This is a genomic window from Roseovarius marisflavi, from assembly GCF_900142625.1.
GTDB lineage: Bacteria > Pseudomonadota > Alphaproteobacteria > Rhodobacterales > Rhodobacteraceae > Roseovarius > Roseovarius marisflavi.
In genome coordinates this window covers 21,299-47,951 of the sequence record NZ_FRBN01000002.1, presented here as the reverse complement: position 1 = coordinate 47,951, position 26,653 = coordinate 21,299, and the positions used below count along the sequence as shown (strand labels likewise).

Genomic DNA, 26,653 nt, shown 5'->3' with positions numbered 1-26,653 from the left:
CGCGACGCATGGGCTAGAAACAAGGCATGCCTTATGAATGGACATCATCGCAGGACGACCCACAGACCCGGCTGACGCTTTGGCCGCACCGGTCCTTGCCGCGGCGTGGCTTTGCGGCCTTTGTGCTGGCGACCTTCACGCTGATCACCGTGCCGCTTTATCCGCTGCTTGGCACGGTCGTGCTCTGGGGGCTGTTGCCGTTTCTGATGTTGGCGCTGGCCGGGGTCTGGTGGGGGCTTGAGCATTCGTATCGCAGCGCCAATATCACCGAGGTGCTCGAAATCGGGCCAGAGATGATCCATCTGGTGCGCACCAATCCGCGCGGCGATGTGCAGGACTGGGAGTGTAACCGCTATTGGGCCAAGGCGAGCCTGCACCCCACCGGCGGGCCGGTCGCGCATTACATCACGCTCAAGGGCAAGGGCCGCGAGGTCGAGATCGGGGCGTTTTTGTCCGAGGGCGAGCGCAGGGTGCTTTACGGCGAGTTGACCGATGCCCTGCGCCCGCCGACGCCAATGGCGGGTTAAGACGCGAGGCGGTCCTTGACCTGCGGGCCGACGGTGCCGAAATCCATCTGACCGGCGTGGCGCTCCTTGAGCTTGCCCATGATCTTGCCCATGTCGCGGATCGTGGTGGCACCAACGTCGCTTATGGCCTTGTCGATGGCGGCGGCGACTTCGTCGTCGTCAAGCTGGCGCGGCAGGAATTCCTCGATCACGGTGATCTCGCTCAGTTCGCGTTCGGCCAGATCAAGGCGGCCGCCTTCTTCGTAGGCACGCGCGCTTTCGTTGCGCTGTTTGGTCATTTTGGCCAGAATCGCCATGATTTCAGGGTCGCCGACACAGGGCGCCCCATCGACGCCACGCCCGGCGATTTCCTGATCCTTGATTGCCGCGCTGATCAGCCGCAGCGTTGCAAGGCGCGCCGCGTCCTTGTCTTTCATCGCCTGTTTAAGGGCCTGAGTGATGCGGTCCCGCAATTCCATTTCGTTCCATCCCAATGGTTTGTCACAAGTGCCGGAGACTATCCAAATCACGCGGAAGAGGCAACTGTTGTCGGGCGGTCGCGGGGGGCTGGTATTCGCCTGCAAACTGGGCCATCTAGTGCCTTGACCCGGCCCGGACCCCCCCTTAGGTTCGCGCCAATTTGCACAGATCCGGAGAATCCCTGCCATGGCCCACGCGCCCCAGACCCGCCCGACCGCCTGCCTGGCCCTTGCGGATGGGACGCTGTTTTACGGCCATGGGTTTGGCGCCACTGGCGACACCACGGCAGAGCTGTGTTTCAACACCGCCATGACCGGCTATCAGGAGATCATGACCGACCCGTCCTATGCCGGGCAGATCGTGACCTTTACCTTTCCTCATATCGGCAATACCGGGGTGACCCCCGAGGATGACGAAACCGCCGATCCGGTGGCCGAGGGCATGGTCGTGAAGTGGGACCCGACCCAGCCCAGCAACTGGCGCGCGCAAGAGCATCTGGCCGAGTGGCTGGCGCGGCGCGGGCGCATCGCCATCGGCGGGATTGATACCCGGCGCCTGACACGTGCGATCCGCCAGCAGGGTGCGCCGCATGCCGCCCTTGCACATGATCCCGAGGGCAATTTCGACACCGCCGCTCTGGTCGCGAAAGCACGGGCCTTTGCCGGGCTGGAGGGCATGGACCTTGCCAAGACGGTTACCTGTGCACAGTCTTACCGCTGGGATGAAATGCGGTGGGCCTGGCCCGAAGGGTACAAGCGTCAGACCGATGCCCGCCACAAGGTTGTGGCGATTGATTACGGCGCCAAGCGCAATATCCTGCGCTGTCTGGCAAGTGCCGGTTGTGAGGTGACGGTCATGCCCGCCACCGTCACCGCCGAAGAAGTTCTGGCGCATGGTCCCGATGGCGTGTTCCTGTCCAACGGCCCCGGTGATCCGGCGGCCACGGGGGCCTATGCGGTGCCGATGATCCGCGGCGTTCTTGACTCTGGCCTGCCGGTGTTCGGGATCTGCCTTGGGCATCAGATGCTTGCGCTCGCACTCGGGGCGCAGACCGTCAAGATGAACCACGGCCATCACGGCGCCAACCATCCGGTCAAGGATATTGAGACCGGCAAGGTCGAGATCACCTCGATGAACCACGGCTTTGCCGTCGATAGCCAGACCTTGCCCGCCGGGGTGCTTGAGACACATGTGTCGCTGTTTGACGGCTCCAACTGCGGTATCCGCATGCAGGATCGTCCGGTATTCTCGGTGCAGCATCACCCGGAAGCGAGTCCCGGACCGCAAGACAGCTTTTACCTGTTCGAGCGATTTGCGGCGTCAATGGCCGGTTAATTACTGTTTAGAAACAGTTCATTTTAACCCGTTGTTAACCTGTTATTAAAGCCTCGTTAACCATCCGTGCGCTAGCGTCATCCCCAGAAGACGGGGAAGGACACAGGCATGGGTATCTCAGAATTGAGGCACGTCAATGTGCAGGGCTGGGCAAGCCCGGCGCGGATGAATCCTCTGTCACGCGAATTGGTGCGCGCCGGTAAACTTACCAAATCGGACGCGGCCCTTGCAGAAATGGTCGGTCGGCACTGCGATACCTCGATGGCGCGCATTCTTGAGGCCGAAGGGCTGGCCTGTGAAGACGACCTGTTGCGCGCGCATGCCCGGCGCCTTTCCACACAGCGCCTGTCGGCGGATGAGGTTACCCGGGCCAAGGCGATCGAAACCGGGCTTGACCCACGGGTCTTGCTGAAACATGGCGCGATGGTTCTTGAGGGGCAAGGCGCCAAGCCGGTCATGGCCTCCGGCTCTCCGGACAGCCTTGAGGCGCTGCGCCAGATCATGCCGAACGGGTTGCGCCGGGCGCATGCGGTCGTTGCGCCGCGCCGCGCGCTGCAGGACCGGGTCGCGAACGAGCATCGTGACCATCTGCGCCTGATGGCGGAAACCCGCGTACCCGAGACCGAAAGCTGTCGTACATGGGGCGGCAGCATTGGTCGGCGTCTGCGGTTCACGCTGGCGATGATCGCGACCGTCGCGGCCCTTGCCCTTGCCTTTCCGGTGGCGGTGTTCGGGGTGTTTGCCCTTTGGGCCTGTTTCACGCTTCTGGTCTCGGCGGGGATGAAAACGGCCGCCTTTGTCGCCCATATGGCCCATGACACCGACCGAGAGGAGGTGCCGCAAAACCCCAAGGCGCCACTGCCCAAGGTGTCGATCCTTGTGCCGCTGTTCCGTGAGACCGAAATCGCCCATGCCCTGATTGCGCGGCTGAGCCGCCTGACATACCCCAAATGCCTGTTGGATGTCATTCTGGTGCTGGAAGAAGAGGACGAGCTGACGCAACAAATGCTGGCAGAGATCGATCTTCCGCCCTGGGTGCGGCCGGTGGTCGTGCCCGATGGCAAACCCCGCACCAAACCGCGCGCGATGAACTATGCGCTGGATTTCTGCGAAGGCGACATCATCGGTATTTTCGACGCCGAAGATGCCCCCGACCCTGATCAGATCACGGTGGTGGCCCGCAAATTTCAACAGGTGCCAGACGATGTGGCCTGCCTTCAGGGGGTGCTGGATTACTATAACCCGCGGCAAAACTGGCTGGCGCGGTGTTTTACCATCGAATACGCCACCTGGTTTCGGGTAATGCTTCCGGGCATGGCGCGGCTTGGTCTGGCCATCCCGCTTGGCGGAACGACGCTCTATTTCCGGCGCAACGTGCTTGAGAGTATCGGCGGCTGGGATGCTCATAACGTGACCGAGGACGCCGATCTTGGCTTTCGCCTTGCGCGCCATGGCTATCGCACGGAAATGGTGAATACGGTGACCGAAGAAGAGGCCAACTGTCGCCCCTGGCCCTGGATCAAACAGCGGTCTCGCTGGCTCAAGGGCTATATGACCACTTATCTGGTCCATATGCGCCGACCAAGGCTGCTTTACCGGCAATTGGGCCCTCGGAAATTCTGGGGGTTTCAGGCGCATTTTGTCTCGGCGCTCTCGCAATTCGTGCTGGCCCCGTTTCTATGGTCGTTCTGGCTTGTGCTCTTGGGCCTGCCGCATCCGCTTGATCCGGTGTTGAGCCGGGCCACTCTTGGCGCAATCGGCAGCCTGTTCCTGATGGTCGAGGCGCTCAACATCACGGTGCATATGATTGCGGTGTCGGGACGCAAGCACAGACATCTCATGGCCTGGGCGCCGAGCATGCATTTCTATGCGCCGTTCGGGGCGATTGCCGCCTATAAGGCGCTCTACGAACTGGTGTTCAAGCCGTTCTACTGGGACAAGACGACCCATGGCCTCTCGATCACCGCGGGCGGCAAACGCACCTCAGACGGTGGATTTGACCTCGCCGGAGTCAAGCTTGAGCCGAGTCACGAAGGCCTTTGAAATATGGGCGCGCAGGGCCTCGCTTGCGGCCTCGCCGTCGCGTGCCTCGATGGCGCTGACGATCGCATCATGCTCTTTCAACGCATCCTCGTCGCGCCCCTCGGCGGCAAGCGAGGTGGTTGCCAGCAAGGCCATGGAGCGGTGCACAAGATCCAGTTGCTGCACAAGAAAGCGGTTGTGCGATGACAGGTGAATCTGCTTGTGAAACCGCCGGTTGGCGCGGGCCAGCTCTGACGGCTTACCCAGAAGGGCGCGATCATCTTCGACCATGTCGCGCAGAACGCGTACCTCTTCAGCACTTGCATGGCGCGCCGCAAGACTGGCCGCCAGCCCCTCAAGTTCGGCGCGCACGACGTAAAGCTCTGCAAGCTGGTTATAATCCAGCGATGACACGATAAGGCTGCGCCCGTCACGTGTCAGCATGGATTGCGTTTCCAGCCGTTGCAGCGCCTCGCGGATCGGCGTGCGCGATACCCCGAAGCGGTCGGCCAGATCGCTTTCTACAAGCCGGTCGCCGGGCTTGAAAATGCCCACATCGATCGCCTCTAAAATAAGCGAATAGGCATCGGTCGGCTGGGGTTTCATCGGCATGTCCGTTTCGGTCTGTTGTGTGGTGTGAAACCTTACGCGCGCTTTACCCGCAGGATCAAGCCTTGGCAGATTGCGCCCTTTGTCGCGCCACCCTATGGTGCGCCCATGCCAAAGCCGCTTTTCAGTCATGTCACCACTTGGGTCTTTGATCTCGACAACACCCTTTATCCGCCCGCCGCGCGTCTGTTTGACCAGATCGAGGCGCGGATGACCCAATATGTGATGGACACCCTGCGCGTGCCCCGCGCCGAGGCCGACCATCTGCGCCATCAGTATTGGCGCGATCATGGCACCACTCTGGCCGGGCTCATGCGGCTGCATGATATCGATCCGGGGCCTTATCTTGAACAGGTGCACGATATATCGCTCGATCACCTTGATCCTGACGCCGATCTTGCGGCCTGCATTCGCGCGCTTCCGGGGCGCAAGATCGTCTATACCAATGGCTGCGGCCCCTACGCCGAGCGGGTGATTGACCGGCGCGGGCTAAGCGGGGTGTTTGATGCGGTTTACGGCGTCGAGCATGCCGGATTTCGCCCCAAACCCGAGGCCGAGGCCTTTACCGCCATTTTCGCGCTTGATGGGGTCGTGCCCGAAACCGCCGCCATGTTCGAGGATGAAGAGCGCAACCTTGCTGCGCCCCATGCCATGGGGATGCGCACCGTCCATGTCGCCCCCGCCCCCCACGCGGCGGCGCATATTCACCATCATACCGATGACCTTGGCGGCTTTCTTGCGCGTCTGATCTAGGCGGGCTTGCTGCGGCGAAATGTGCCTTTGCCATCTGTGACCTGCGCCATATCTGCATATGGAATATGATGCGCAAAGGACGGATATGACCCAAACTTCAAAACCCACCGCCGGTGGAACCCCGCGTGATTCCGATGCCGCCCTGGTGGTGCCGATCCTTCTGGGCGTGGTGGTTTTTCTCGCCCTTTGGGGCACCAGCATTGCGCTTTGGGGCGTTCCGGGTCTTTATATCCCGGCGGTGATCATGGTGCCGGTGATCTGGGTCGGCTTGCTGCTGATTTCACGCGGCTAGGACCGGCGGCCACCAAGGAAAGGGCGCGCAGATGCAAGAGGTTGATATCGTCGTTTCGGGCGGGGGCGTGGCGGGGCTGACGGCTGCGGCTGTCTTTGGAAACGCCGGGTTTTCGGTGCTTTGCGTTGATCCCAGCCCGCCGGTTACCGCGCGCGAAGCCCCCGGCTCTGATCTGCGCACCACCGCCTTTTTGCAACCCGCTCAGGCGCTGTTGGAGCGCGCAGGGTTGTGGGCACGGCTTGCTCCCTTCGCCTCGGAGCTTGAGGTGATGCGGATCGTCGATGCCGGCGGCGAGACGCCGGAACCGCGCATCACCAAGGAATTCAACGCTTCCGATATCTCGGATCAGCCGTTTGGCTGGAACCTGCCCAACTGGCTTTTGCGGCGCGAGATGGTGGCGCATCTGACAAGCCTCGCAAACGTCACCTTTCGCCCCGGCACCGGCACAACGACGCTGTTCACCCGAGAGGCCGAGGCGCGCGTTGGCCTGAGCGACGGCAGCCGCGTGCGCGCCCGGCTTGTGATCGCCGCCGACGGGCGCAATTCACCCATTCGCCAGGCCTCGGGGATTGACGTGAAAACAACGCGTTACGGGCAGAAAGCACTGGCCTTTGCGGTGACGCATCCGATTCCGCATGGCAATGTGTCGACCGAAATCCACCGCTCGGGCGGGCCGTTCACCCTGGTGCCCTTGCCCGATCACGAGGGGCGGCCGTCCTCGGCCGTGGTGTGGATGGAAGAGGGGCCCGAGGTGGCGCGCCTTGCCGCCTTGCCCGAGGCCGAATTCGAGGCCGCGATGAACACCCGGTCCTGCCACCTTTTCGGGCCTCTGACGTTGGCGTCGCGGCGCACGGTCTGGCCGATCATCAGCCAGATCGCCGAGCGGCTTTACGGCGAGCGGGTGGCGCTTGTGGCCGAGGCGGCGCATGTGGTGCCGCCCATCGGCGCGCAGGGGCTTAACATGTCGCTGGGGGATATGCGGGTGCTGCTCGAGCTGGCGGAGGCCGCGCCAGAGCGGCTTGGGGATCGGGCGATGCTCGAGACCTATCACCGCCGTCGTCACATGGAGATCAAGGCACGGGTGACGGGGATCGACCTTTTGAACCGTGCCTCGATGATGCGCGCCCGTCCCCTGCGGGACGCGCGCGCCATGGGGCTGAACGCGATCTATTCGCTGGCCCCGGTGCGCAAGTCGCTGATGCAACTTGGTCTTGGCGCGCGCGGTTAAAGCACCTTGTCCATGACGGTTTGCAAGCGCCCAAGCGCTGCGGGCACATCGTAAAGCTTATCAAGCCCGAACAGGCCAAGGCGGAAGGTTCTGAAGCCCTCGGGCTCGTTGCACTGAAGCGGCACCCCGGCGGCGATCTGCATGCCCTCGGCGGCGAATTTCTTGCCGTTCTGAATGTCGGGGTCGTCGGTATAGCTCACGACCACGCCCGGCGCGCCAAAGCCTTCGGCGGCGACCGATTTCACGCCCTTGTCGGCCAGCATCGCGCGCACGCCATTGCCAAGCTCCCATTGCGCGGCGCGCAGTTTTTCAAAGCCATACTCGCGGGTTTCCAGCATGGTGTCGCGGAACGCGCGCAGTGCATCGGTCGGCATGGTGGCGTGATAGGCGTGACCGCCATTCTCATAGGCCTGCATGATGACATGCCATTTCTTGAGATCGAGTGCAAAGCTGTCTGATGTCGTATCTGCCATCCGCTCGACCGCGCGCTCCGACATCATCACAAGACCAGCCGACGGCGAGGCCGACCAGCCCTTTTGCGGCGCCGAGATCAGCACATCAACGCCGGTCGCCTTCATATCCACCCATGCGCAACCGCTGGCGATGCAATCAAGCACCAAAAGCGCGCCAACCTCATGTGCGGCACTGGCGAGCGCAGTGATATAATCCTCCGGAAGGATCACCCCGGCCGAGGTTTCCACATGCGGCGCAAACACCACATCGGGCCTGGCCTTGCGGATTTTCGCGGTGACCTCGTCAATCGGGGCGGGGGCAAAGGGGGCGACGGCGCCATTGCCGGTCTGGCGCGCCATGCACACGGTGGTGTCGGCGGCAAAACCGCCCGCGTCGAAAATCTGGGTCCAGCGAAACGAGAACCAGCCATTGCGCACGATCAAAGCATGCGCATCACGACCAAACTGGCGGGCCACAGATTCCATCCCGTAAGAGCCGCCACCGGGCACAAGCGCCACCGCATCGGCGTTGTACACCTCTTTGAGCATGGATGAGATATCGCGCATTACATGCTGAAAAGACGCGGACATATGGTTGAGGGAGCGATCCGTGAAGACCACGGAATATTCCAAAAGGCCATCGGGATCGATCGTGTCGAGTAGGGCGGTCATCAAGGTATCTCCTGTTCGTTCGGCTAAGGGCTAACCTGCCTCCTTGGGTTGGGCAAGTCTACTCTATCCTGAGCGAGAGGCGGCCTTATTTGCGCCACATTTCCGCCTTATTGAGGAAAGGCAGATTGTAAAATTTGAATAAATTCGGGCGCAAGACCTGAATACTTGAGGCAGATAAGGGTAGATATGGCCGATACAACGCTGTTGTTGAACGGTTTCAGCATCATTGGCGACCCACAGACCAACACGAACGCCAGCAATGGCGGCGAGTTGATGATCCATGACGGCACGGCCGTGTTTGACGGGGATGACATCATTGTCTTTCACGTCGAAGGTGCAACCGCGGATGGTGTTTTGACCGGGGATTCTGTGATTGTCGGGGTGACCGTCTATGATACGGCCTCTGATTATTTCAATGATATTTCAAAATATGAATATACAGCGCCGCCGGGAGGCGGAGCCAATATCGACGTGGGCCGCAACACAATGGGCGACCGCTATCTTGAGTTTGACGCCTCATCCCTGACCTCGACAGACCCGGATGCGCCAAGCCTTGATCAACTGGCTTTGGTGTCCGGTGTTGATGTTCTGGGGGCATTGGGCGCCGCGAGCGGTCCGTTTCGGGTGCCGACCAACGAAGATATCGACCTGAATGGCGATGGCGTTATTACGCCTGACGAAGCCGCAGACGGCAGCTTTTCAAGTGATCTCAACATTCTGACCGAAAACGTTATCGTCTGTTTCGCGGCGGGCACTCTGATCGAGACGGCCACAGGGCCGCAGGCGGTCGAGACCCTGCGCAGCGGTGATTTGGTGAATACGCTTGATGACGGGCCACAGCCGATCCGCTGGATCGGGGGCACGACGGTCTCGGGCCTGGGCGCCAATGCCCCGATCCTTATCCGGCGCGGGGCGATCGGTAATCTGCGCGACCTTTGGGTGTCACAGAACCACCGGATTTTGGTCACCGGTGCCAAGGCAGAGCTTTTGTTCGGTGAGTCTCAGGTTCTGGTCGCGGCGAAACATCTGGTCAACGACAGCACGATCCGTATCGTACCCAGCGAAACGGTGTCTTACTGGCATTTCCTCTGTGACAGCCATCAGATCGTCTTTGCCGAGGGCTCGCCGGTCGAGAGCCTCTATCCCGGACAGCAATCGCTCAAGGCGGTGACCCCGGTTGAGCGCGATGAAATCATTGCGCTGTTTCCTGATCTGGGCGCGCAGGACTGCGACTATGACATGTCGCGCTACACGCTCAAGCGGTTCGAGGCAGAGGCGCTGCGGCTTATGGCCTAACCGATCGGGCCGGGGCGGCGTTCTTCGCTTAAAAGAACGTTCGCTTCGACATCACCGACGCCCGGCAACATCATGATTCTGCGGCGCAAAACCCGCTCAAAATCTGAGATATCACGGGCCACCACCCGCAGGCGGTAATCATAAAGCCCGAGGATATGCTCGACCGTCTGCACCTCGGGGATGGCCGAAACCGCGCGCTCGAAATCCTCAAGGCTGACCCGGCCCTTTGTGGCAAGTTTGACCCCAAGAAAGACGGTCACGCCAAAGCCCAGCTTTTCGTGATCGAGATCCAGCCGCTGGCCCTTGATCACCCCGCTGTCGTAAAGCCGCCGGATGCGCCGCCATGCGGCGGGTTGCGACAGGCCAAGCGTGCGACCGAGGGCACTGGCGCTGATCGTGGCGTCTTGCGTGAGGGCGCGCAGGATAAGGCGGTCGGTGGTATCAAGCTCGATCATAGCGGCAGGGCCTCATCCGATTTGATCCGCGCCACATGCATGAGCGCCTCGATATCGGCGATATGGGGCAGGGTCAGGATCGCACTGCGATAGATCTGTTGATAATGCGCCATGTCGCGCGCAATCACCGAAAGCCGCAGGTCGACACGGCCAAGAAAGGTTTGAATTTCAACCACATCCGGCACTTTCCTCGCGTCTTGCATGAATTCATCAAAGGCGCGCGGTTGGGTTTTATCAAGCGTTATGCGCAACGACACCTCAACCTCGTAGCCAAGCGCGCGCCAGTCGATCACCGCGCGATTGGCGCGGATCACGCCAGAGGCCTGCATCTTGTCCAGACGGCGCGCGCAGGTGGCCGGCGTGACCCCGGCCAGCTCTGCCAGGTCAGCAGGGCCAAGCTTGGGGTCGTGTTGATAGTGGCGCAGAATGCGACGATCCGTGTCATCAAGCATGAAATTTTACCAAAATTGATATAATGCGAATGAATACCACGAAAATAACGGGAAAGTAATGACTTTTGTCCGAAATTTTGGGGCCCGGCGTCTATGCTGCGCCCAGACCAACCCAAAAGGAGAACGCCATGCGCGTCTATTATGATCGTGACTGCGATATCAACCTGATCAAAGACAAGAAAGTCGCCATTCTCGGCTATGGTAGCCAGGGTCACGCCCATGCGCTGAACCTGCGGGATTCGGGCGCGAAAAACCTTGTCGTCGCCCTGCGCGAAGGCTCGAAGAGCGCCAAGAAGGCCGAAGGCGAAGGCCTGACCGTTATGGGCATCGCCGAAGCAGCGGCCTGGTGTGACGTGATCATGTTCACCATGCCCGACGAACTTCAGGCCGAGACCTACAAGAAATACGTCCATGAGAACATCAAGCCCGGCGCAGCGATTGCATTCGCCCACGGCCTGAACGTGCATTTCGGCCTGATCGAGCCGAAAGAAGGCGTCGACGTCATCATGATGGCGCCCAAGGGCCCCGGCCACACCGTGCGCGGCGAATATGCCAAAGGCGGCGGCGTGCCCTGCCTTGTTGCCGTCGACAAGGACGCCTCCGGCAAAGCGCTTGAAATCGGCCTGAGCTATTGCTCGGCGATCGGTGGCGGCCGCTCGGGTATCATCGAGACCAACTTCCGCGAGGAATGCGAAACCGACCTGTTCGGCGAACAGGCGGTTCTCTGTGGTGGCCTCGTAGAGCTGATCCGCATGGGCTTTGAGACCCTTGTCGAGGCCGGTTATGCCCCGGAAATGGCCTATTTCGAGTGCCTGCATGAAGTGAAGCTGATCGTCGACCTGATCTATGAAGGCGGCATCGCCAACATGAACTACTCGATCTCGAACACTGCGGAATATGGCGAATACGTCAGCGGCCCACGCATCCTGCCTTATGACGAGACCAAGGCGAAGATGAAGGCGGTTCTGACCGACATTCAAAATGGCAAATTCGTGCGTGACTTCATGCTTGAAAACGTTGTCGGCCAGCCGTCGTTCAAGGCGACCCGTCGTATCAATGACGAGCACCAGATCGAAGCCACCGGCGCCAAGCTGCGCGGCATGATGCCGTGGATTTCGGCCGGCAAACTGGTAGATCAGGAAAAGAACTAAGCGGGCGTGGGTTTCACCCACCCTACGCAGGGTCGACCTGTCGTGACGTGAATTGGATTGACCCCGGCCCATCGCCGGGGTCTTTTCGTTTCAGCCCCAAGGAAGGTCGTGCAAATGCCTGAGATCACCGGAAAAAGCTGGGCCATGGTGGGCACACTCGGGTTCGTCTGGGGCGGAACGTTCCTTGTGATGTCACTCGCGCTTGAGGGCATCACGCCGTTCTGGCTCGCGGCGGCGCGCATTACGTTTGCAACCGTGTTGATGATTGCAATCTGGGGTTTGCGCGGCTTCAGGTTGTTCGAGGAACCGCTTGGAAACGACAATATTTTCAACCTTCTGGTGATTGGCGCGCTGAGCAGCGCGGTGCCCTTCATGCTGCTAAGCTGGGGGCTGCAATCGGTGACCTCCGGCTTTGCCGGGGTGTCGATGGCGGCGGTGGCGCTTATGGTTTTGCCGCTGGCGCATTTCATGGTGCCGGGCGAGCGTCTTAACCTGCGCAAGAGCGTCGGCTTTGTGATCGGCTTTGTCGGCGTCGTCCTGCTGATCGGCGGGCAGGCCTTTGAAACCACGGGCAACACAATGGAGCCGCTTGGCCGTCTGGCCTGTCTCGGGGCGGCGGCGTGCTATGCGCTAAGTTCGGTTCAGATGCGCGGCCTGCCCAAGGTCGATCCGATCGGGTTGAATGCGGTGACCTTGCTGATCGGGGCGGTGATCGTGATCGCGGCGGCCTTTTGGGTTGAGGGCGCGCCGCCCGCAACCGATCGCAACACCCTTTATATCCTGATCTTTCTCGGCATGGTGCCCACGGCGGGGGCAAGCCTTCTGCGGGTTCTGGTGATCCGCTCGGCGGGGCCGGTGTTCATGTCGCTGGTGAATTACCAGGTACCGGTCTGGTCGGTGGTTCTTGGGGCGCTGATCCTGTCAGAGCCGCTGCCGACAAGCCTTTTGCTGGCGCTGTCGCTGATCCTCTGCGGGGTCGCGCTTAGCCAATATGGCGCGCTCAGGCGGTTATTCGGGCGCGGTTAAAGCGCCATAGGTGGCCGCCTGCCAGAGTTGCAAAGCGGCGCGGGTTTCGGTCACGTCATGCACGCGCAGCATCTGCACGCCCTGCGCCACGCCACAGATCGCCACCGCCAAAGACCCCGGCACGCGGTCGGCGGCAACCGGGGTCTGGCTTAGATCGCCGATAAACCGCTTGCGCGAGGCCCCAAGAAGGATCGGACAGCCAAGCCCGTGAAACAGCGACAGGTTCTGCAAAAGCGCAAGGTTATGCGCCTGCGTCTTGCCAAAGCCGATGCCGGGATCGGTCATGATCATGGCGCGTGCAATGCCGAGGCTTTCAAGCGCGTCGATCCGCGCGGCAAGCCAGTCATAGACGTCGAGCACCACATTGTCATAGTGCGGGTCGCGCTGCATGGTTTCGGGTGTGCCCTGCGCGTGCATGATACAGACGGGCAGGCCGCTGCGCGCGGCGTAGGGCGCGAGATCGGGGTCAAAGGTAAGCCCCGCCACATCATTGATCAGGTCGGCGCCCGCGCCATGGGCCGCGCGCGCGACCGGGGCCTTGCGGGTGTCGATCGAGATTGGCGTGGCGATCTCTGAGCGGATCGCGGCAATCACCGGCGCGGTGCGCGCGATCTCATCCTCGATCTCGACCGGCGCGGCGCCGGGACGGGTTGATTCACCGCCCACGTCGAGCATCGCCGCGCCCTGATCGGCCATGGCACGGGCATGGGCGATGGCGATGGCAGGGTCAAAATGCCGACCGCCGTCAGAGAAACTGTCCGGGGTGACATTGAGGATGCCCATGATCCGCGGCGCGTCAAAGCCGATCCCGGCAAGCGGTGCGCGGGGCGCGGTCAGGCGCTCTAGCGCGTCTTCGGGCAGGTCGGCTGCGGGCATCAGATAAGACGGTGCATCCCGGTGCAAAACCTCGACCGTGTCAAACCAGCACCACCCCCCGGCAAGGCGCAATGCGCCGGAGGGGCGGGCGTGATCGGTGCGCGCTATGGGGCGGACGTAGGGGGAAGTCATGCTCAAAGCCCCGATTGCGCGATATCCTGAAGGTGGACAGTCACAGGGCAGGATACCGGCGCGGCCTCGCCGATGATCAAAAGATCAGAGGCCTCGATATGGCCCGCGAACCAGGCCGCAAGGGCGACCGGATCATCGGTGGCAACGCCCGGCCCGTCGACCGCATCAAGCACGATTTTCGAGGGCGCCCAGACGCTGATCTGGCCGTTCTTCATGGCCCAGTCAAGCTCGGTCCGGGTGGCGACCACGACACAGCGGTCATCGCGCCCGCCCAGCACCCAGGCGTTTTGTTCCATCGCCAGGAGGTCGACCCGACGCTGGGTCATGCGGTGGCCGGTCTGTGGCGCATCAAGGTCGGCGCGACCGACACAGAGGATCACCGGCTCGGCGCGTGCATTGAGCTGATCAAGCCAGGCCGGAAGATTTGGCGAGCGGATCGCCGGGTTGCTCAAAAACACCACATGCGGATGCGGCGTGGTGTCGGCATGCGGGCTGGCAGGTTTGGTCTTGAGGTCATCCACCGAGCGCACGATTTCAACGCCGAGGGCACCGGGGCCGCGGTCAAGCTTTTCGATGCGCACAAAGGTGCGGACGGCCTGTGGCTCGAACAGGATCCGCTCGGCGATCCGCTCGGCCAGGGTTTCGAGCAGGTTAAGGCGCTCTGCGGCCAGCTCTGCGGCGATGGCCTCGGTCACCTTGTCATAGCTCAGGATGCGGTCGACATCATCCTCAAGCGCATCGGTGATCGGGCGGACCTCGACGACGACGCTGAACGAGATGCGTTGGGTGGTGCCGCGTTCGGCCTGAAACGCGCCGATCTCGACTTCGACCGTGTGATCGCGCACAGAGATGCGGTCAAGCGGGCCGTCGGGCGCGGTCGCATGGGCGCGCTCGGACGGGTGTTCAAAGGCGAGGCGGATTTCATGGCTCATAGGGCGCTCCGGGGTCTTCGGGCGGTCTGTGCCCATGGCGGCGGCATAACATGTGCGCGCCTTGGGGTGAATGGGGGAATGCGACGAATAGGCAGGCGACTGCGGCAGGGGCATGGGTAGGGTGGGTGAAACCCACGCTCATCCTCCCGCAACGAAAACAGGCCCCGGATGTCTCCGGGGCCTGTGTCTGTGCATATCTGCCGGGGCCTAGTGGGCCGGGGCCTTGTCCCAGTCTTCGCGCTTGGGAAGCTGCTCGAAGGTATGTTCGGGCGGCGGCGAGGGCAGGGTCCATTCCAGCGTATCGGCGTATTCGTTCCAATAGTTGTTCTCGGTGATCTTGGCGCCACGCATCAGCGTGTAGATCACGAGGCCAAAGAAGAACACGAAGCTGGCGAAGGAGATGAACGCACCGACCGACGACCAGTAGTTCCAGAAGGCAAAGGCCTCGGGATAGTCGATATAGCGGCGCGGCATGCCCTGACGACCAAGGAAGTGCTGCGGGAAGAACGTCAGGTTCGCACCGACGAACATCGCCCAGAAGTGCAATTTGCCCGCCCACTCGGGGATCATCCGGCCAGTCATCTTGCCGAAGTAGAAGTAAATCCCGGCAAAGATGGCGAAGACGGCGCCAAGGCTCATCACATAGTGGAAGTGCGCGATCACGTAATAGGTGTCGTGATAGGCCCGGTCCACAGCCGCCTGGCTAAGGACAATGCCGGTCACGCCGCCAACGGTGAACAGGAACAGGAACCCGAACGCCCAGAGCATCGGCGTCTTGAACTCGATCGAGCCGCCCCACATGGTCGCGATCCAGCTGAACACCTTCACGCCTGTTGGCACCGCGATCACCATCGTCGCCAGCATGAAGTAAGACTGCTGGGTCAGCGACATGCCGACAGTATACATGTGGTGCGCCCAGACGACGAAGCCGAGAACACCGATCGCGATCAGGGCCCAGACCATCGGCAGATAGCCAAAGATCGGCTTGCGCGAGAAGGTTGCGATCACGTGGCTGATAATACCAAAGCCCGGAAGGATGATGATATAAACCTCGGGGTGACCGAAGAACCACAGGATGTGCTGATAGAGGATCGGGTCGCCACCGCCTGCGGGGTCAAAGAAGGTGGTGCCAAAGTTACGGTCGGTCAGAAGCATGGTGATCGCGCCCGCCAGAACCGGCAGCGACAGCAGGATCAGCCAGGCTGTGACGAAGATCGACCATGCAAACAGCGGCACCTTGAACAGGGTCATGCCCGGTGCGCGCATGTTCAGGAAGGTGGTGATCATGTTGATCGCGCCCAGAATCGAGCTTGCGCCCGACACGTGCACGGCAAAAATCGCCAGGTCCATCGACATGCCTGCCTCAGTAGTCGACAGCGGCGGGTACAGAACCCAGCCCACGCCCGAGCCAAGCTGACCGTTGCCGCCCGGCGCCAGAAGCGAGGCCACACCAAGCGAGGTGCCCGCAACATAAAGCCAGAACGACAGGTTGTTCATCCGCGGGAAAGCCATATCCGGCGCGCCGATTTGCAGCGGCATGAAATAGTTGCCGAAGCCCCCGAAAAGCGCAGGAATAACAACGAAGAACATCATCAAAACACCATGATAGGTGATCATGACGTTCCAGAGGTGACCGTTGGGCGTACAATCTGCCGTGGCCTGAGCGATGAAACGTGCGCCTTCAAGGCACATGTATTGAACGCCCGGCTCCATAAGTTCCATCCGCATGTAAACGGTGAAAAGAACCGAAATCAGGCCGACGATTGCCGAAACGATCAGGTAAAGGATACCGATATCCTTGTGGTTCGTGGACATGAACCAACGGGTGAAAAACCCGCGCTGATCTTCGTGCTCGTGGCCGTGAATGGCTGCATCTGCCATTGTTTGCCTCCTGCTGGTGTGTTGCTGGGCGCGAGGTGAGAGCCAGTCTCACACGCCTGTGATCCTTATTGGTTTTAGAGCGGATGCCCGGGCGCGGCAATGCGCGAATTTGATCCACATCAAAGAATTTTGTCGCACCCCCTTGCGGATTGACGCCACAGGCCACTGCAAAGGGGGCAGAGGTGGTCTGGCAAATGTCGATTATGGGCGCCGTCAGGTGAATCGCCGGTTAAAATCGAAAAGATTGCCTTTGAACTCGCGACTCGGCCGGCAGTGACACAGCCCGCCGGGCTGCAGTTCCATAGTCAGCTTTGCTGATCGTCAGAATGCAAAAGTGCTGCGTAAAGCAGGTTTGCGCAGCACTTCATAGCCCTTGTCGTAGAGCAACTTATTCCGAGAAGGTCGCCAGATAGGCCGCCACATCTTCGGCGCCCTTGCGAAGCTTGAAGGACATTTTTGAACGGCTTCCAAGGTAACCGCTGGGGTCGGTGATGAACGCGGCAAGCTCGTCCTCATCCCAGACAAGCCCTTCTTCGCCCTTGGCGGCCAGACCGTCAGAATACTTGAAGTCCTCGGCGGAGCCTATCGTGCGGCCAATCACACCGTAAAGATTCGGGCCGGTCTTGCCGCCCTTCACGATCGTTTCGCTGTCGGATGCGATCATGTGGCAGGCCTTGCATTTTTTGAAGTCTTTTTCACCTTTATCGACGTCGCCCTCGGCCAGTGCGGGAAGGCTCAGCGCGATAAGCGTGGCGGAAGCTGCAAGAATTGTCTTCATAAGATACCTCTTTAGCGGTTTGGTCTGTCCCTCTCAGAACAACCATAGCCCGACAACACGGTCTTGCAACCGTCAAGTTTGCATTAGGCGGCGCGCCGCCCCGTCAAAAGGTCTTAACAAAGCAGCGCTGCAAGGCGACATCCAGATCGTCCATCCCCACCGGCAGGCCGAGATCGACAAGGCTTGTGACGCCATGTTCGGTGATGCCGCAGGGCACGATGCCGGTGAAATGATCAAGGTCGGGTTCGACGTTGATCGAGATGCCGTGAAAGCTGATCCACTTGCGCAGGCGGATGCCGATGGCGGCGATCTTGTCTTCGGCGCGCTGTCCGGTGACGGTCAGCGGCTTGTCATCCCGCGCGACCCAGACGCCGACCCGGCCCTCGCGGATTTCGCCGGTCACGTTGAATTCACCAAGCGTCGCGATCACCCATTCCTCGAGGTCTTGCACAAAGCGGCGCACATCGCGCCCGCGCTTGCCCACATCGAGCATCACGTAAACCACACGCTGGCCGGGGCCGTGATAGGTATATTGCCCGCCACGCTTGGACGGATAGACCGGAAAGCGGTCCGGGTCGGTCAGATCGGCGGGTTTGGCCGAGGTGCCGGCGGTGTAAAGAGGTGGGTGTTCCAGCAGCCAGATCGCCTCTGGGGCCTCGCCCGCTGCGATTCGCTCGGCGCGCGCCTCCATCGCGGCAACCGCCGTCAGATAGGGCACAAACCCCTCGGAGCGGTGCCATTCAACGCCGTTTTTATCAATTGCGATGGGGTTCTTAAGGGGCAAGGCGAGACTCTGCTCAGGGCCTGAGGGAAAGCTGTGCTATGATCGAAGGCGGTTTTACTGAGTCTGACTAAAGGAAATGAGAAATGTTTACAAAGCGATTTGTAATGAGCGCGGTGGCGGCCAGCATGGTTGCGATGCCCGGAACGCGCGCCGCTGCGGATTTCGCCGATGGTCTTGTGGGCGGTCTTGTTGGCGGTGCCGTGAGCGGGGTCATCGTGAACGAGAGCGCGAAGGCGCGTGAGCGTAACCGCGCGACCAGAAGTACACCGCGCCAAACCTATCGGGCCCCGGTCAATTCGGTGGCGCGCCAGCAAGTGCGTGAAGAACAGACATCACTCAATTACTTCGGCTTTCCGGCGGGCACGCCGGATGGCGTGCGTGGGCGCAACACGCGCAACGCCGTTTCGCAATTTCAGGCGCATATGGGCTATCCGGTCACCGGTTATCTGGCCGATTACGAGCGACAGTTTCTGATCAGTTCTTATTACCGCGCTCAAAGCAGTGGCGCCGCCACCACGCAGCTAATTGCGCAACGCGGTCAGGGCACACGCGGGCTTTTGCATGCCTATCGTGACGAGGCGGTCGGCGTGCCGCAGACCTATGCGGCGGCTCCGGCGCCTGTTCCAGCGGCGCAAGCCCCTGTAATGGCCGCGATTCCGCAAGAGGCACAGGTGCCACAGCCCGATCTCGGGCTGGCGGCGTTGCCCAATCTGATGGCGTCGGGCGGGGATGGTCCATCACTGGCCTCGCATTGCAATCAAATCAGTTTGCTGACCAATTCGAACGGCGGATTTGTGACTGCGGCCTCTCTGACCGATGCGCGTTTTGCGCTGAATGAACAGTTCTGTCTCGCCCGGACGTATGCGATTGCCGAAGGTGAGACCATGGCAGCGAGCCTTAAAGGCGTGTCGCCTGCGCAACTGGAGGAGCAATGCCGCGCCTTTGGTCCGGCGATGCGCGATCACGTGGCGGCCCTGTCGCTCAGCCCCAAGGACGAGGTGGTGCGTGACGTGCGCGGATTCGTTTTGCAATCCGGCCAATCACCGGCTCAACTTTCGGGAACGGCCAAGATTTGTCTGTCAGTGGGATACCGCATCGACAACATGAATGTGGCGCTCGGCTCGGCACTGTTGCTGACGGCGCTCGGCGAAGAGGTTTACGCGGAATTGATGGGCCATCATCTGAATGAGGGCTTTGGCACGACGCGGCGCCCTGATCTGGCACTGGCATGGTATCAGGGATCGGTAGAGGCCTTGGAGCGTGGTGCAGAGTCGGCATTTGCCCCCGGAGATGCAGGGCGGACGGCCCTTATTCGCAAGGCGGCGTTCCCCTCTGACGGGGCAAATAACACGGGCGGTTCACAGGCGGTCCAACCGGCTTCGACGCTACCGACCTTTACCTTGGAATGAGGCAAATACCTCTGGCATAAAAAACCGGAGGGGCAATGTGTTTTGCCCCTTCACAAGCCCGGACAGTTTGCTTATACGGCGCGAAACTACCTGATCACGTGCGGTCGTGGCGGAATGGTAGACGCGCAGCGTTGAGGTCGCTGTGGGGTAACACCCGTGAGAGTTCGAGTCTCTCCGACCGCACCATTTCAGTCGGCCTCTCGCGTATGGCGAGATCCGGGCGGGTAGGCCTCAGGGCAATCACAGCACCTAAACCCCTGAAGCAGCGGAATTTCGTTAACCGCTCCTTAGGCGGTCACTGCGTGATGCTGATGATCCTCAAGCACCATCTGCGAGAGCTTTTCACCGATCATGATCGCGGGGGCGTTGGTATTGCCCGACACGATTTCCGGCATGATCGAGCAATCGGCCACCCGCAATCCGGTGATGCCGTGCACGCGCAGGCGCTCGTCGACCACCGCGTCCGGGCCCTGACCCATCTTGCAGGTGCCGGTCGGGTGATAGATCGTCGTCGAGAAGTTGCGCGCCCAGTCAAGCGTGCCTGCGTCATCGTCGATATCAAGGCTCGCGTCGGGGCGGAACTCGGATGAGATCATCGCGTTGAGCGGCGCATGTCTGGCGATCCGGCGGGCGATCTTGATGCCCTCGACCACGGTGCGACAATCGGTGTCGGTCGCAAGGTAGTTGGGGTGGATCTTGGGGTAGGTCACAGGATCAGCCGAGGCAAGCCGGATCTGGCCACGGCTTTCGGGGCGCAGCTGACAGACCGACATGGTAAACGCCGAAAACGGATGCACGCCCTCGCCGGGGCTGTCGGCGGACCAGGGCTGAACGTGGAACTGGATGTCGGGCGTGTCCACATGATCGCCGGTGCGCATGAACCCGGTCGCAAGGCTTGCCGCCATCGCCATCGGCCCCGAGCGCGACACCGCGTATTTCAGCGCGATCCGCGCCTTGTTGACCAGGCTGCGCACCTCGTCATTCAGGGTTGCCTGGTTGCATTTGAATACAAGGCGCGCCTGTAGATGATCCTGGAGGTTCTGGCCGACACCGGGAAGATCGCGGCGCACCTCTATGCCATGATCGGCAAGGTGATCCGCAGGCCCAAGCCCCGACACCATCAGGATTTGCGGCGAGTTGATCGCGCCGGCCGATAGAATCACCTCGCGCGCCGCGCTGAGCGTATGCTCGCTGCCGGCGCGGTCGCGGTAGACAAGCCCGGTCACGCGGTTGCCCTCAAAGGTGAGCGTCCTGACCTGCGCATGGGTCAGAATCGTAAGGTTCTTGCGCTCACGCGCCGGATTCAGAAACGCCACCGCCGAGGAACAGCGAAACCCCTTGCGGGTGGTGAGCTGAAAATAGCCGACACCCTCTTGGCTCGCACCGTTGTAATCGGGGTTGAACGGATAGCCGGCCGCCTCTGCCGCCTTGACCCAGGCATCACAGATCGGGCGGCTGATTCGCATGTTCGACACCGACAGGTTGCCGCCGGTGCCGTGAAACTCATCCGCGCCGCGCTCCTGATCTTCGGAGCGTTTGAACAGCGGCAGAACATCATCCCAGCCCCAGCCGCGATTGCCCATCTGCTGCCAGCGGTCGTAATCCTGCGGCTGTCCTCGCACGTAAAGCAAGCCGTTCAGAGAGGACGAGCCGCCAAGCACCTTGCCGCGCGGCCAGTCAAGGCGGCGCCCGTTCAGGCCGGTATCGGCCTCGGTCTTGTAGCACCAGTCAAGTTTCGGGTCGTGCATGGTCTTGAAATACCCGACCGGGATGTGGATCCACGGATTGAGATCACGCCCGCCAGCCTCGACCAGAATGACCCGCACCTTGGGGTCGGCGCTCAGCCGGTTGGCAATGACACAGCCCGACGATCCGGCCCCGACGACGATATAATCCGCTTGCAAAACGCGCCCTCCTGCAGGTTGTTGAAAAAAAGTCTATGCAGATTGCCAGAACTATACTAGCCTTTTTTGATACTGAGAGTCTCAAAAATGGAATTCAGGGAGGAATGACAATGGGAATCAATCATAAAATGGGCCAGATTTCGCGGCGGGACCTGTTCCGTCTCGCGGGGCGTTACGGCATGAGCTCGACCTTGCTTGCCGCCGGCAGCTTTGGTGGCGCGATGAGCCTTGCCAATCTGGCAACAGCCGCCGAATCGACCTATGAGCGGCGCTTTTCCAAGCCCGCCAAGCATACACTGAAATTCGGCGCGGCCGGCTTTAATGCCCGTAACCTTCTTATCGAGCGGGCAGGCGCCCTTGAATTCGCGCGCGACCTTGAATCGCGTACAGACGGCGAAATCCGCATCGAATTTATCGGCGACAACCAGATTTGCGGCCAGCTCTCCTGCGTTGAGAAAACCCAGCAGGGCATTGTCGACATCTACGCGGCCTCGACCCAGAACTCGGCCGGTGGCGCGCCCTATCTCAACGTGCTCGATTACGCCTTCATGTTCCCCGGCCGCGCGTCGCAGTATCATTTCATGTATCACCCCAAGAGCCAGGAAGTCCTGCGTGACCCGCTTGAAAAGCGTCACGGGCTGAAATTCCTCTTCAGCCACTGCGAATTGCGCGGTATTCAGCTCGGCCTGAGCTGGGAAAACAAGCCGACCGTCACCAAGCTTGAAGAGCTGTTTGGCACCAAGAACCGCGTCACCGGCACACAGCTTGGCCGCATCGCGATGCAGGCGCTGAACCTCAACCCGGTGCCGGTGGCCTGGGAAGAAACCCTTGATGGTCTCAAGCAGGGCCTGATTGATGGCGCCGAAACATGGGCCTCGGCCGTGGCCTATGCCAACATGTCCCCGGTGGTCAGCCAGTGCGTCGATCTCAAGTTCTTCTGCGGCACCGAGCATACCTCGATGAACGCTTCGGTGTTCGACGGGCTTGAGGGCTATCTTCAGGACGCGGTGATGGAATCGGCCTATTGGGCACAGGTTCACGTGCAGGCGGCCAACGAGGCGGCGCTTGTCAAAACCGTCGGCTTTAGCGATCCGCAACTGCCCGGCACGATCTTTGCGCAGAACAACGTGCGCAACGCCTTCCTCGCCGACGATCAGATCAAGATGGCCGAGGAAATGTGTAGCCCCGAGTTCCAGCCCCAGCTCTGGACCGAATGGCGCGATCGCCTCAACAAATGGTCGGGTGGTCTTGATACCTATCAGGAAATCTATGACGTCGCGCGCGAAGTGCCCGCCGACATGCTGCCCGAGAATGTCGAGCCGCGCCGGTGGTGGAAAGGCTAAGCCACGCCCGATACTGTCAACAAGGGCTGGTGCGGGAGACCCGCGCCGGCCCAGATGCACGGCCATAAGCACCACAGCCAAAAGGAACATAGCGGATGTCCATTCTGTCCGAAGCCTGGGCCATCATTCCGGCCTTTGCCAGTAACGACTCTTGGGAAATCAATCAGGCCCTGCGCACCCAAGGGGCCTGGGTGTTCGGCAGTATCCTGCTTTTGCTGGGCTCGATGTTTGTGCTCTGGCTCTACAAGCGTGTGCCGCTTCTGGACAAGCATCTGGAACGCACGATCATGGTCTATAGCTATCTTCTGATTGCCGCGATCATCTTTGTCGAAGTGTTCCGCCGCTTTGCCATGAACCAACAGGTGCCCTGGTCGACCACGGTGCCGCCGCTCTTGTTCATGATCATGGCCTGGTATGGCTGTGCCTATAACGTGCGTCTTCGCACCCACCTTAGCTTTGCCGAGTTCCGCACGATGATGCCCCGTCTGGGCCAGATGATTACCCTCGCCCTTGATGCGGTGTTGTGGTTCGGGTTCTGCGTCATCGTCTTTACGGCCACGATGCGGGTGACCGCGCTTTCGGCCACCAATTTCCAGATCGTGAGCGGCACCGACAATGTCATGCTGTGGTGGTTCCTGGTGACCATTCCGGTGGCCTTCGTGCTGATGAGTGCGCGGGTGCTTGAAAACCTGCTGGAAGATATCGCCAGATACAAATCAGGTGAGCCGCTGATCAAGCAGGCCATCATCGGGGAGGAGCCGGCATGACCGACGGTACATGGGTCACGTTGATCTCGCTTGGGGTCACTTTCTTTTTCATGATGGGCGTGCCGGTTTTCCTGGTGATTGCCTATTGGGTCATCGGCTGTTCCTTTGTTCTGGGGCTGACGCTTGATAATATGGGGGCCGAATTGCTGAACGTGTTCAGCAAGGGCTTTGCGCTTCTGGCGATGCCGCTTTTCATTCTGACGGGCGATCTGATCAACAAATCGGGGATCGCGCGGCGGTTGTCGGATTTTGCCTATGCCTGTCTTGGCTGGATGCGCGGCGGGCTTGCGATGGCGGCGCTTGGCGCCTGCGGGCTTTTCGCTGCGATCTCGGGCTCCAACAGCGCCACAACGGCGACGATTGGCTCAATGCTGCATCCTGAAATGGTCAAGGGCGGCTATGACGAACGCTTTTCCGCGGCCACCGCGGCGGCGGGCGGCACGGTCGGGATCATCATCCCGCCCTCGATCATCTTCATCGTTTACGGGTTCCTGATGAACCTGCCGATTTCCGAGCTGTTCGTGGCCGGTATCCTTCCGGGCGCGATGATGGTCATCGGCATGCAGTTCGCCTGTTGGGTGATCTGCCGGATGAACGGCTGGGGCCACCTTATCCCGCTGCAACTCAACCGGGTTCTCAAGACCGCCTTTGGCGCATGGCTTGGCTTTTTCGCCATCGGCCTTGTCCTTTGGGGCATCTACACCGGCAAGTTTTCCCCCACCGAGGCGGCCGGCGTGACCGTTGGTTTTTGCGTCATCGCCGGGCTGGTCAGCTATCCGCTCAACAAGTTGATGCGCGGTCAGCGCGATCTGCCTGCGGTCGAGCGGTCCTATGCCGCGATGCTGGTGGTTGACGGCTTCCGCCTGCGTGATATCCCTTCGATTGTCGTGCGCTCGGCCCAGATCTCGGGCATCCTCGCGCCGCTGATCGCGATTTCCGTGGTGATGCAGCAAATCCTGTCGCTGCTTGGCGCACAGGCGGTGATCGGCGATTTCGTGACCTCGATGGGCGGCTATCACGCGGTGTTGTTCACCTCGATGGTGATCGTGTTCTTTTCCGGCATGGTGCTTGAAAGCCTGCCGGTGACCATCATCCTTGCCCCTATTCTGGCGCCGATTGCGGCCTCGGTCGGGATTGATCCGATCCACTTTTCGGTGATCTTCCTTGTCGGCGCGTCGATCGGGTTCATCACCCCGCCTTACGGGTTGAACCTTTATGTCGCATCCGGGGTGACCGGCGTTCCCTATTTCAGATTGCTGCGCTATACGGTGCCCTATCTTATCGTATTGATAGCCGTGTGGATTTTGGTGGCTCTGGTGCCGTTCTTCTCGACCGTGCTATTGCCACAACATTGATGGAAGACGGGGCATGGACGGGGACAAACACGATACCATCCCGACGAACCTGAGACTGTTGACAGTGATCGAAGAGATGGCGCGCGCAGGCGTGCCGGTGACCCCGACCGAGGTGAATGCAAAGCTTGGCCTGCCCAAGCCGACCATTCACCGCCTCTTCATGACGCTTGAGGAAGAAGGCTTTGTGCAGCGTGACCTTGACGGGCGAAGCTATTCGCCGGGCCCGCGGCTGCGCACGATGGCGGGAGGAATCCTGTCGTCGCTCAGGATCAGAACCGCCCGTCAGGCGATCCTGAAAAAGCTGAGCCGCGAGGTGGGGGAGACCTGTAATATCGCGCTGCCGGATCGCGATGCGATGATCTATGTCGAGCGGGTCGAGACCGAATGGCCCCTGCGCATCCAGCTTCAGGTTGGCACGCGGGTGCCGTTCTATTGCACCGCCAGCGGCAAGATGTACCTGAGCTCGCTGGTGCCCTCGCATCTTAAGCGGTATCTGGCGGCGACCGATCTTGTCGCCAGAACGCCCAACACGATCACCGATATCGACCGGCTTCTGGCCGAGATCGAAACCATCAGGGAGCAGGGCTATTCGCTCGACCGCGAGGAATTCCTGACCGATATGATCGCACTTGCGGTGCCGCTTTGGGATATCAACAACCGGCTGATGGCCACGTTGTCGTTTCACGCGCCGACGCAACGCTTTGATATCGCGCGCGCGCTTGAATACCGCGAGGCGATGTATGCCACCGGCAAAGAGCTGTCGGCGCTGATCGCCTAGGCATTTTGCTTAAAAGTGGCAACCGGTTTTGAGCGTCTCGAACGTGCCAAGTCAATAAGTCCAGGATATCTCGGGAAAGCTTTCCCAGATCAGACGCCCGGTCTCGTCAAGCTTGTCGGGCGAGCAAAACAGCGAAATCGTCATCCTTGCCTGCCAATCGCGCCCGCCCACGCGAACCAATTGACCGCTGGCCAATTCCTGTGTGACCGAGCTTTCGGGCAGCCACGCCACCCCGCTGCCGCCCATGGCGCGTCGCTTGAGCGCCTCGGCAAGCGCATCCCGGTAGCGTTGCACAAGCGAGGTGGTCCGATCACCGATGATCTGATCAACGACGGTGCCCAGAAAGGTGTTGGGGTCATAGGACAGATAGGGAATGTCCTGCCCGGTCTTGCCCGGCAGATACCAGCCCTTGCGCGTCGCGACGCTGGCCTCGGCCACCGGCAACAATGTCTCGCGGCCGATATCCTTGCGCACGAATTGGGTCTCGTCCATCACCGGCGCCACGTCCTGATGGCGGTAATACATCAGGAATTCGCAAGACCCCTCGGCGAGCAACTGGCAACAGGTCGAGAGGCTGTCGGAAATCACCCGCGTGCGCAGATCTGGATGCGCCGCCTCAAGCGCGCCAAGGCGCGGCGACAGGAAATTGAGAGAGATCGCATGCAGTACCGCAAAGCGCTGAAACCGGGCGTCGGCACTGGCGGTCTGGCGGATCGCCTGTCGCGCCTCGGTCAGCTGAGCGATGGTATCCTGGGCAATCGGCAAGAACGCCTCGCCGCCGGGTGACAGGCGCACCGGATAGGTCGCGCGATCAATCAAAGGCTCGCCAAGCCAGTTTTCCAGCGACTTGATGCGACGGCTAAACGCCGATTGGGTGATGTTTCTCTCTTCCGCCGCGCGGGTGAAATTGAGTGTGCGCCCAAGGCAGACAAAGTCGCGTAACCAGTTGATATCCATCACCCATCCCCTCGCGTATCGCGATCAG

General features: G+C 60.9%; 26 protein-coding genes and 1 tRNA gene. 15 read left to right on the top strand and 12 right to left on the bottom strand.

Annotated features, from left to right (window positions below; translation table 11 throughout):
- The first annotated feature begins 26 nt into the window (after positions 1-26).
- The gene (locus tag BUB78_RS02515) at positions 27-527 is read left to right on the top strand and encodes a DUF2244 domain-containing protein (protein ID WP_073194746.1); all 501 of its coding nucleotides are present in this window, start codon (positions 27-29) and stop codon (positions 525-527) included.
- Here the strand turns inward: BUB78_RS02515 and BUB78_RS02510 are convergent.
- A complete protein-coding gene (locus tag BUB78_RS02510) occupies positions 524-985 on the bottom strand; it encodes a GatB/YqeY domain-containing protein (RefSeq protein ID WP_073194745.1) in 462 nt (153 codons plus the stop codon). The two genes, BUB78_RS02515 and BUB78_RS02510, sit on opposite strands and share 4 nt — an antisense overlap.
- Before the next feature lie 187 nt (positions 986-1,172).
- Between BUB78_RS02510 and carA the strand changes: the two genes are divergently transcribed.
- Together carA and BUB78_RS02500 are read left to right on the top strand one after the other, a co-directional pair.
- Positions 1,173-2,321 carry a glutamine-hydrolyzing carbamoyl-phosphate synthase small subunit gene (gene carA / locus BUB78_RS02505; RefSeq protein WP_073194743.1) on the top strand — a complete coding sequence of 383 codons (1,149 nt, stop codon included), beginning with the start codon at positions 1,173-1,175 and terminating at the stop codon, positions 2,319-2,321.
- A gap of 108 nt (positions 2,322-2,429) precedes the next feature.
- Positions 2,430-4,364: a glycosyltransferase gene (locus BUB78_RS02500; protein ID WP_073194740.1), complete on the top strand. Its 1,935-nt coding sequence runs from the start codon at positions 2,430-2,432 to the stop codon at positions 4,362-4,364.
- Here BUB78_RS02500 and BUB78_RS02495 read toward each other — a convergent pair.
- Positions 4,305-4,955: a GntR family transcriptional regulator gene (locus BUB78_RS02495; RefSeq protein WP_073194737.1), complete on the bottom strand. Its 651-nt coding sequence runs from the start codon at positions 4,953-4,955 to the stop codon at positions 4,305-4,307. The two genes, BUB78_RS02500 and BUB78_RS02495, sit on opposite strands and share 60 nt — an antisense overlap.
- Positions 4,956-5,060: 105 nt before the next feature.
- Between BUB78_RS02495 and BUB78_RS02490 the strand changes: the two genes are divergently transcribed.
- The 3 genes from BUB78_RS02490 to BUB78_RS02480 all read left to right on the top strand — a co-directional run bounded on the left by BUB78_RS02490 (position 5,061) and on the right by BUB78_RS02480 (position 7,225).
- Complete coding sequence (locus tag BUB78_RS02490; protein WP_073195201.1) at positions 5,061-5,705, top strand: pyrimidine 5'-nucleotidase; 645 nt, start codon at positions 5,061-5,063, stop codon at positions 5,703-5,705.
- 85 nt (positions 5,706-5,790) lie between these two features.
- Positions 5,791-5,997, top strand: a complete 207-nt coding sequence (locus BUB78_RS02485) for a hypothetical protein (RefSeq protein WP_073195200.1) — start codon at positions 5,791-5,793, stop codon at positions 5,995-5,997.
- 31 nt (positions 5,998-6,028) lie between these two features.
- Positions 6,029-7,225, top strand: coding sequence for a UbiH/UbiF family hydroxylase (locus tag BUB78_RS02480; RefSeq protein ID WP_073194736.1), 1,197 nt, complete (start codon positions 6,029-6,031; stop codon positions 7,223-7,225).
- Here BUB78_RS02480 and BUB78_RS02475 read toward each other — a convergent pair.
- Entirely contained in the window at positions 7,222-8,349 is a 1,128-nt protein-coding gene (locus BUB78_RS02475; RefSeq protein WP_073194734.1) for an aminotransferase class V-fold PLP-dependent enzyme, read from the bottom strand. The genes BUB78_RS02480 and BUB78_RS02475 overlap by 4 nt on opposite strands.
- 186 nt (positions 8,350-8,535) lie before the next feature.
- Here BUB78_RS02475 and BUB78_RS02470 point away from each other — a divergent pair, with 186 nt between their 5' ends.
- The gene (locus tag BUB78_RS02470; RefSeq protein WP_073194732.1) at positions 8,536-9,645 is read left to right on the top strand and encodes a Hint domain-containing protein; all 1,110 of its coding nucleotides are present in this window, start codon (positions 8,536-8,538) and stop codon (positions 9,643-9,645) included.
- On the opposite strand, the gene BUB78_RS02465 is transcribed toward BUB78_RS02470, so the two are convergent.
- Together BUB78_RS02465 and BUB78_RS02460 are read right to left on the bottom strand one after the other, a co-directional pair.
- Complete coding sequence (locus tag BUB78_RS02465; RefSeq protein WP_073194730.1) at positions 9,642-10,100, bottom strand: Lrp/AsnC family transcriptional regulator; 459 nt, start codon at positions 10,098-10,100, stop codon at positions 9,642-9,644. The two genes, BUB78_RS02470 and BUB78_RS02465, sit on opposite strands and share 4 nt — an antisense overlap.
- Positions 10,097-10,552, bottom strand: coding sequence for an Lrp/AsnC family transcriptional regulator (locus tag BUB78_RS02460; protein ID WP_073194728.1), 456 nt, complete (start codon positions 10,550-10,552; stop codon positions 10,097-10,099). Before BUB78_RS02460 ends, BUB78_RS02465 begins: the two co-directional genes overlap by 4 nt.
- Before the next feature lie 128 nt (positions 10,553-10,680).
- Between BUB78_RS02460 and ilvC the strand changes: the two genes are divergently transcribed.
- Both ilvC and BUB78_RS02450 read left to right on the top strand, forming a co-directional pair.
- Positions 10,681-11,703 (top strand): ketol-acid reductoisomerase, encoded by a 1,023-nt coding sequence (gene ilvC / locus BUB78_RS02455; RefSeq protein WP_073194727.1) that lies wholly within the window; start codon positions 10,681-10,683, stop codon positions 11,701-11,703.
- A gap of 114 nt (positions 11,704-11,817) precedes the next feature.
- Positions 11,818-12,729, top strand: a complete 912-nt coding sequence (locus BUB78_RS02450; RefSeq protein ID WP_073194725.1) for a DMT family transporter — start codon at positions 11,818-11,820, stop codon at positions 12,727-12,729.
- Here the strand turns inward: BUB78_RS02450 and folP are convergent.
- From folP to lipB, 5 genes are all read right to left on the bottom strand, one after another.
- Entirely contained in the window at positions 12,712-13,737 is a 1,026-nt protein-coding gene (gene folP / locus BUB78_RS02445) for a dihydropteroate synthase (protein ID WP_073194723.1), read from the bottom strand. The two genes, BUB78_RS02450 and folP, sit on opposite strands and share 18 nt — an antisense overlap.
- 2 nt (positions 13,738-13,739) lie before the next feature.
- Entirely contained in the window at positions 13,740-14,669 is a 930-nt protein-coding gene (locus BUB78_RS02440) for a dihydroneopterin aldolase (RefSeq protein WP_073195199.1), read from the bottom strand.
- Between the two features lie 207 nt (positions 14,670-14,876).
- Complete coding sequence (ctaD, locus tag BUB78_RS02435; protein WP_073194721.1) at positions 14,877-16,550, bottom strand: cytochrome c oxidase subunit I; 1,674 nt, start codon at positions 16,548-16,550, stop codon at positions 14,877-14,879.
- Between the two features lie 388 nt (positions 16,551-16,938).
- Positions 16,939-17,328 (bottom strand): c-type cytochrome, encoded by a 390-nt coding sequence (locus BUB78_RS02430; RefSeq protein ID WP_073194719.1) that lies wholly within the window; start codon positions 17,326-17,328, stop codon positions 16,939-16,941.
- A 103-nt stretch (positions 17,329-17,431) separates the two neighbouring features.
- On the bottom strand, positions 17,432-18,088 hold the full coding sequence (lipB, locus tag BUB78_RS02425) for a lipoyl(octanoyl) transferase LipB (RefSeq protein ID WP_425442126.1): 657 nt from the start codon (positions 18,086-18,088) through the stop codon (positions 17,432-17,434).
- 107 nt (positions 18,089-18,195) lie between these two features.
- Here lipB and BUB78_RS02420 point away from each other — a divergent pair, with 107 nt between their 5' ends.
- Positions 18,196-19,521: a peptidoglycan-binding domain-containing protein gene (locus BUB78_RS02420; protein WP_073194715.1), complete on the top strand. Its 1,326-nt coding sequence runs from the start codon at positions 18,196-18,198 to the stop codon at positions 19,519-19,521.
- A gap of 100 nt (positions 19,522-19,621) precedes the next feature.
- Positions 19,622-19,707 (top strand) — tRNA-Leu (locus tag BUB78_RS02415).
- A gap of 101 nt (positions 19,708-19,808) precedes the next feature.
- Here BUB78_RS02415 and BUB78_RS02410 read toward each other — a convergent pair.
- Complete coding sequence (locus BUB78_RS02410) at positions 19,809-21,425, bottom strand: GMC family oxidoreductase (RefSeq protein ID WP_073194712.1); 1,617 nt, start codon at positions 21,423-21,425, stop codon at positions 19,809-19,811.
- A gap of 110 nt (positions 21,426-21,535) precedes the next feature.
- Between BUB78_RS02410 and BUB78_RS02405 the strand changes: the two genes are divergently transcribed.
- From BUB78_RS02405 to BUB78_RS02390, 4 genes are all read left to right on the top strand, one after another.
- Complete coding sequence (locus BUB78_RS02405) at positions 21,536-22,768, top strand: TRAP transporter substrate-binding protein (protein WP_073194710.1); 1,233 nt, start codon at positions 21,536-21,538, stop codon at positions 22,766-22,768.
- Between the two features lie 95 nt (positions 22,769-22,863).
- Positions 22,864-23,535 carry a TRAP transporter small permease gene (locus BUB78_RS02400; protein WP_073194708.1) on the top strand — a complete coding sequence of 224 codons (672 nt, stop codon included), beginning with the start codon at positions 22,864-22,866 and terminating at the stop codon, positions 23,533-23,535.
- A complete protein-coding gene (locus BUB78_RS02395; RefSeq protein ID WP_073194706.1) occupies positions 23,532-24,890 on the top strand; it encodes a TRAP transporter large permease in 1,359 nt (452 codons plus the stop codon). Before BUB78_RS02400 ends, BUB78_RS02395 begins: the two co-directional genes overlap by 4 nt.
- A gap of 13 nt (positions 24,891-24,903) precedes the next feature.
- Positions 24,904-25,668 (top strand): IclR family transcriptional regulator, encoded by a 765-nt coding sequence (locus BUB78_RS02390; protein ID WP_073194704.1) that lies wholly within the window; start codon positions 24,904-24,906, stop codon positions 25,666-25,668.
- 51 nt (positions 25,669-25,719) lie between these two features.
- Here the strand turns inward: BUB78_RS02390 and BUB78_RS02385 are convergent, their stop codons facing one another.
- Positions 25,720-26,625: a LysR family transcriptional regulator gene (locus BUB78_RS02385; protein ID WP_073194702.1), complete on the bottom strand. Its 906-nt coding sequence runs from the start codon at positions 26,623-26,625 to the stop codon at positions 25,720-25,722.
- Positions 26,626-26,653: the final 28 nt, after the last annotated feature.

Excerpts from the sequence above, each read along its gene's own strand:
- BUB78_RS02515 (WP_073194746.1), top strand. The coding sequence starts at position 27 with ATGCCTTATGAATGGACATCATCGCAGGACGACCCACAGACCCGGCTG.
- BUB78_RS02510 (WP_073194745.1), bottom strand. The coding sequence starts at position 985 with ATGGAATTGCGGGACCGCATCACTCAGGCCCTTAAACAGGCGATGAAA.
- carA (WP_073194743.1), top strand. The coding sequence starts at position 1,173 with ATGGCCCACGCGCCCCAGACCCGCCCGACCGCCTGCCTGGCCCTTGCG.
- BUB78_RS02500 (WP_073194740.1), top strand. The coding sequence starts at position 2,430 with ATGGGTATCTCAGAATTGAGGCACGTCAATGTGCAGGGCTGGGCAAGC.
- BUB78_RS02495 (WP_073194737.1), bottom strand. The coding sequence starts at position 4,955 with ATGCCGATGAAACCCCAGCCGACCGATGCCTATTCGCTTATTTTAGAG.
- BUB78_RS02490 (WP_073195201.1), top strand. The coding sequence starts at position 5,061 with ATGCCAAAGCCGCTTTTCAGTCATGTCACCACTTGGGTCTTTGATCTC.
- BUB78_RS02485 (WP_073195200.1), top strand. The coding sequence starts at position 5,791 with ATGACCCAAACTTCAAAACCCACCGCCGGTGGAACCCCGCGTGATTCC.
- BUB78_RS02480 (WP_073194736.1), top strand. The coding sequence starts at position 6,029 with ATGCAAGAGGTTGATATCGTCGTTTCGGGCGGGGGCGTGGCGGGGCTG.
- BUB78_RS02475 (WP_073194734.1), bottom strand. The coding sequence starts at position 8,349 with ATGACCGCCCTACTCGACACGATCGATCCCGATGGCCTTTTGGAATAT.
- BUB78_RS02470 (WP_073194732.1), top strand. The coding sequence starts at position 8,536 with ATGGCCGATACAACGCTGTTGTTGAACGGTTTCAGCATCATTGGCGAC.
- BUB78_RS02465 (WP_073194730.1), bottom strand. The coding sequence starts at position 10,100 with ATGATCGAGCTTGATACCACCGACCGCCTTATCCTGCGCGCCCTCACG.
- BUB78_RS02460 (WP_073194728.1), bottom strand. The coding sequence starts at position 10,552 with ATGCTTGATGACACGGATCGTCGCATTCTGCGCCACTATCAACACGAC.
- ilvC (WP_073194727.1), top strand. The coding sequence starts at position 10,681 with ATGCGCGTCTATTATGATCGTGACTGCGATATCAACCTGATCAAAGAC.
- BUB78_RS02450 (WP_073194725.1), top strand. The coding sequence starts at position 11,818 with ATGCCTGAGATCACCGGAAAAAGCTGGGCCATGGTGGGCACACTCGGG.
- folP (WP_073194723.1), bottom strand. The coding sequence starts at position 13,737 with ATGACTTCCCCCTACGTCCGCCCCATAGCGCGCACCGATCACGCCCGC.
- BUB78_RS02440 (WP_073195199.1), bottom strand. The coding sequence starts at position 14,669 with ATGAGCCATGAAATCCGCCTCGCCTTTGAACACCCGTCCGAGCGCGCC.
- ctaD (WP_073194721.1), bottom strand. The coding sequence starts at position 16,550 with ATGGCAGATGCAGCCATTCACGGCCACGAGCACGAAGATCAGCGCGGG.
- BUB78_RS02430 (WP_073194719.1), bottom strand. The coding sequence starts at position 17,328 with ATGAAGACAATTCTTGCAGCTTCCGCCACGCTTATCGCGCTGAGCCTT.
- BUB78_RS02420 (WP_073194715.1), top strand. The coding sequence starts at position 18,196 with ATGTTTACAAAGCGATTTGTAATGAGCGCGGTGGCGGCCAGCATGGTT.
- BUB78_RS02405 (WP_073194710.1), top strand. The coding sequence starts at position 21,536 with ATGGGAATCAATCATAAAATGGGCCAGATTTCGCGGCGGGACCTGTTC.
- BUB78_RS02400 (WP_073194708.1), top strand. The coding sequence starts at position 22,864 with ATGTCCATTCTGTCCGAAGCCTGGGCCATCATTCCGGCCTTTGCCAGT.
- BUB78_RS02395 (WP_073194706.1), top strand. The coding sequence starts at position 23,532 with ATGACCGACGGTACATGGGTCACGTTGATCTCGCTTGGGGTCACTTTC.
- BUB78_RS02390 (WP_073194704.1), top strand. The coding sequence starts at position 24,904 with ATGGACGGGGACAAACACGATACCATCCCGACGAACCTGAGACTGTTG.
- BUB78_RS02385 (WP_073194702.1), bottom strand. The coding sequence starts at position 26,625 with ATGGATATCAACTGGTTACGCGACTTTGTCTGCCTTGGGCGCACACTC.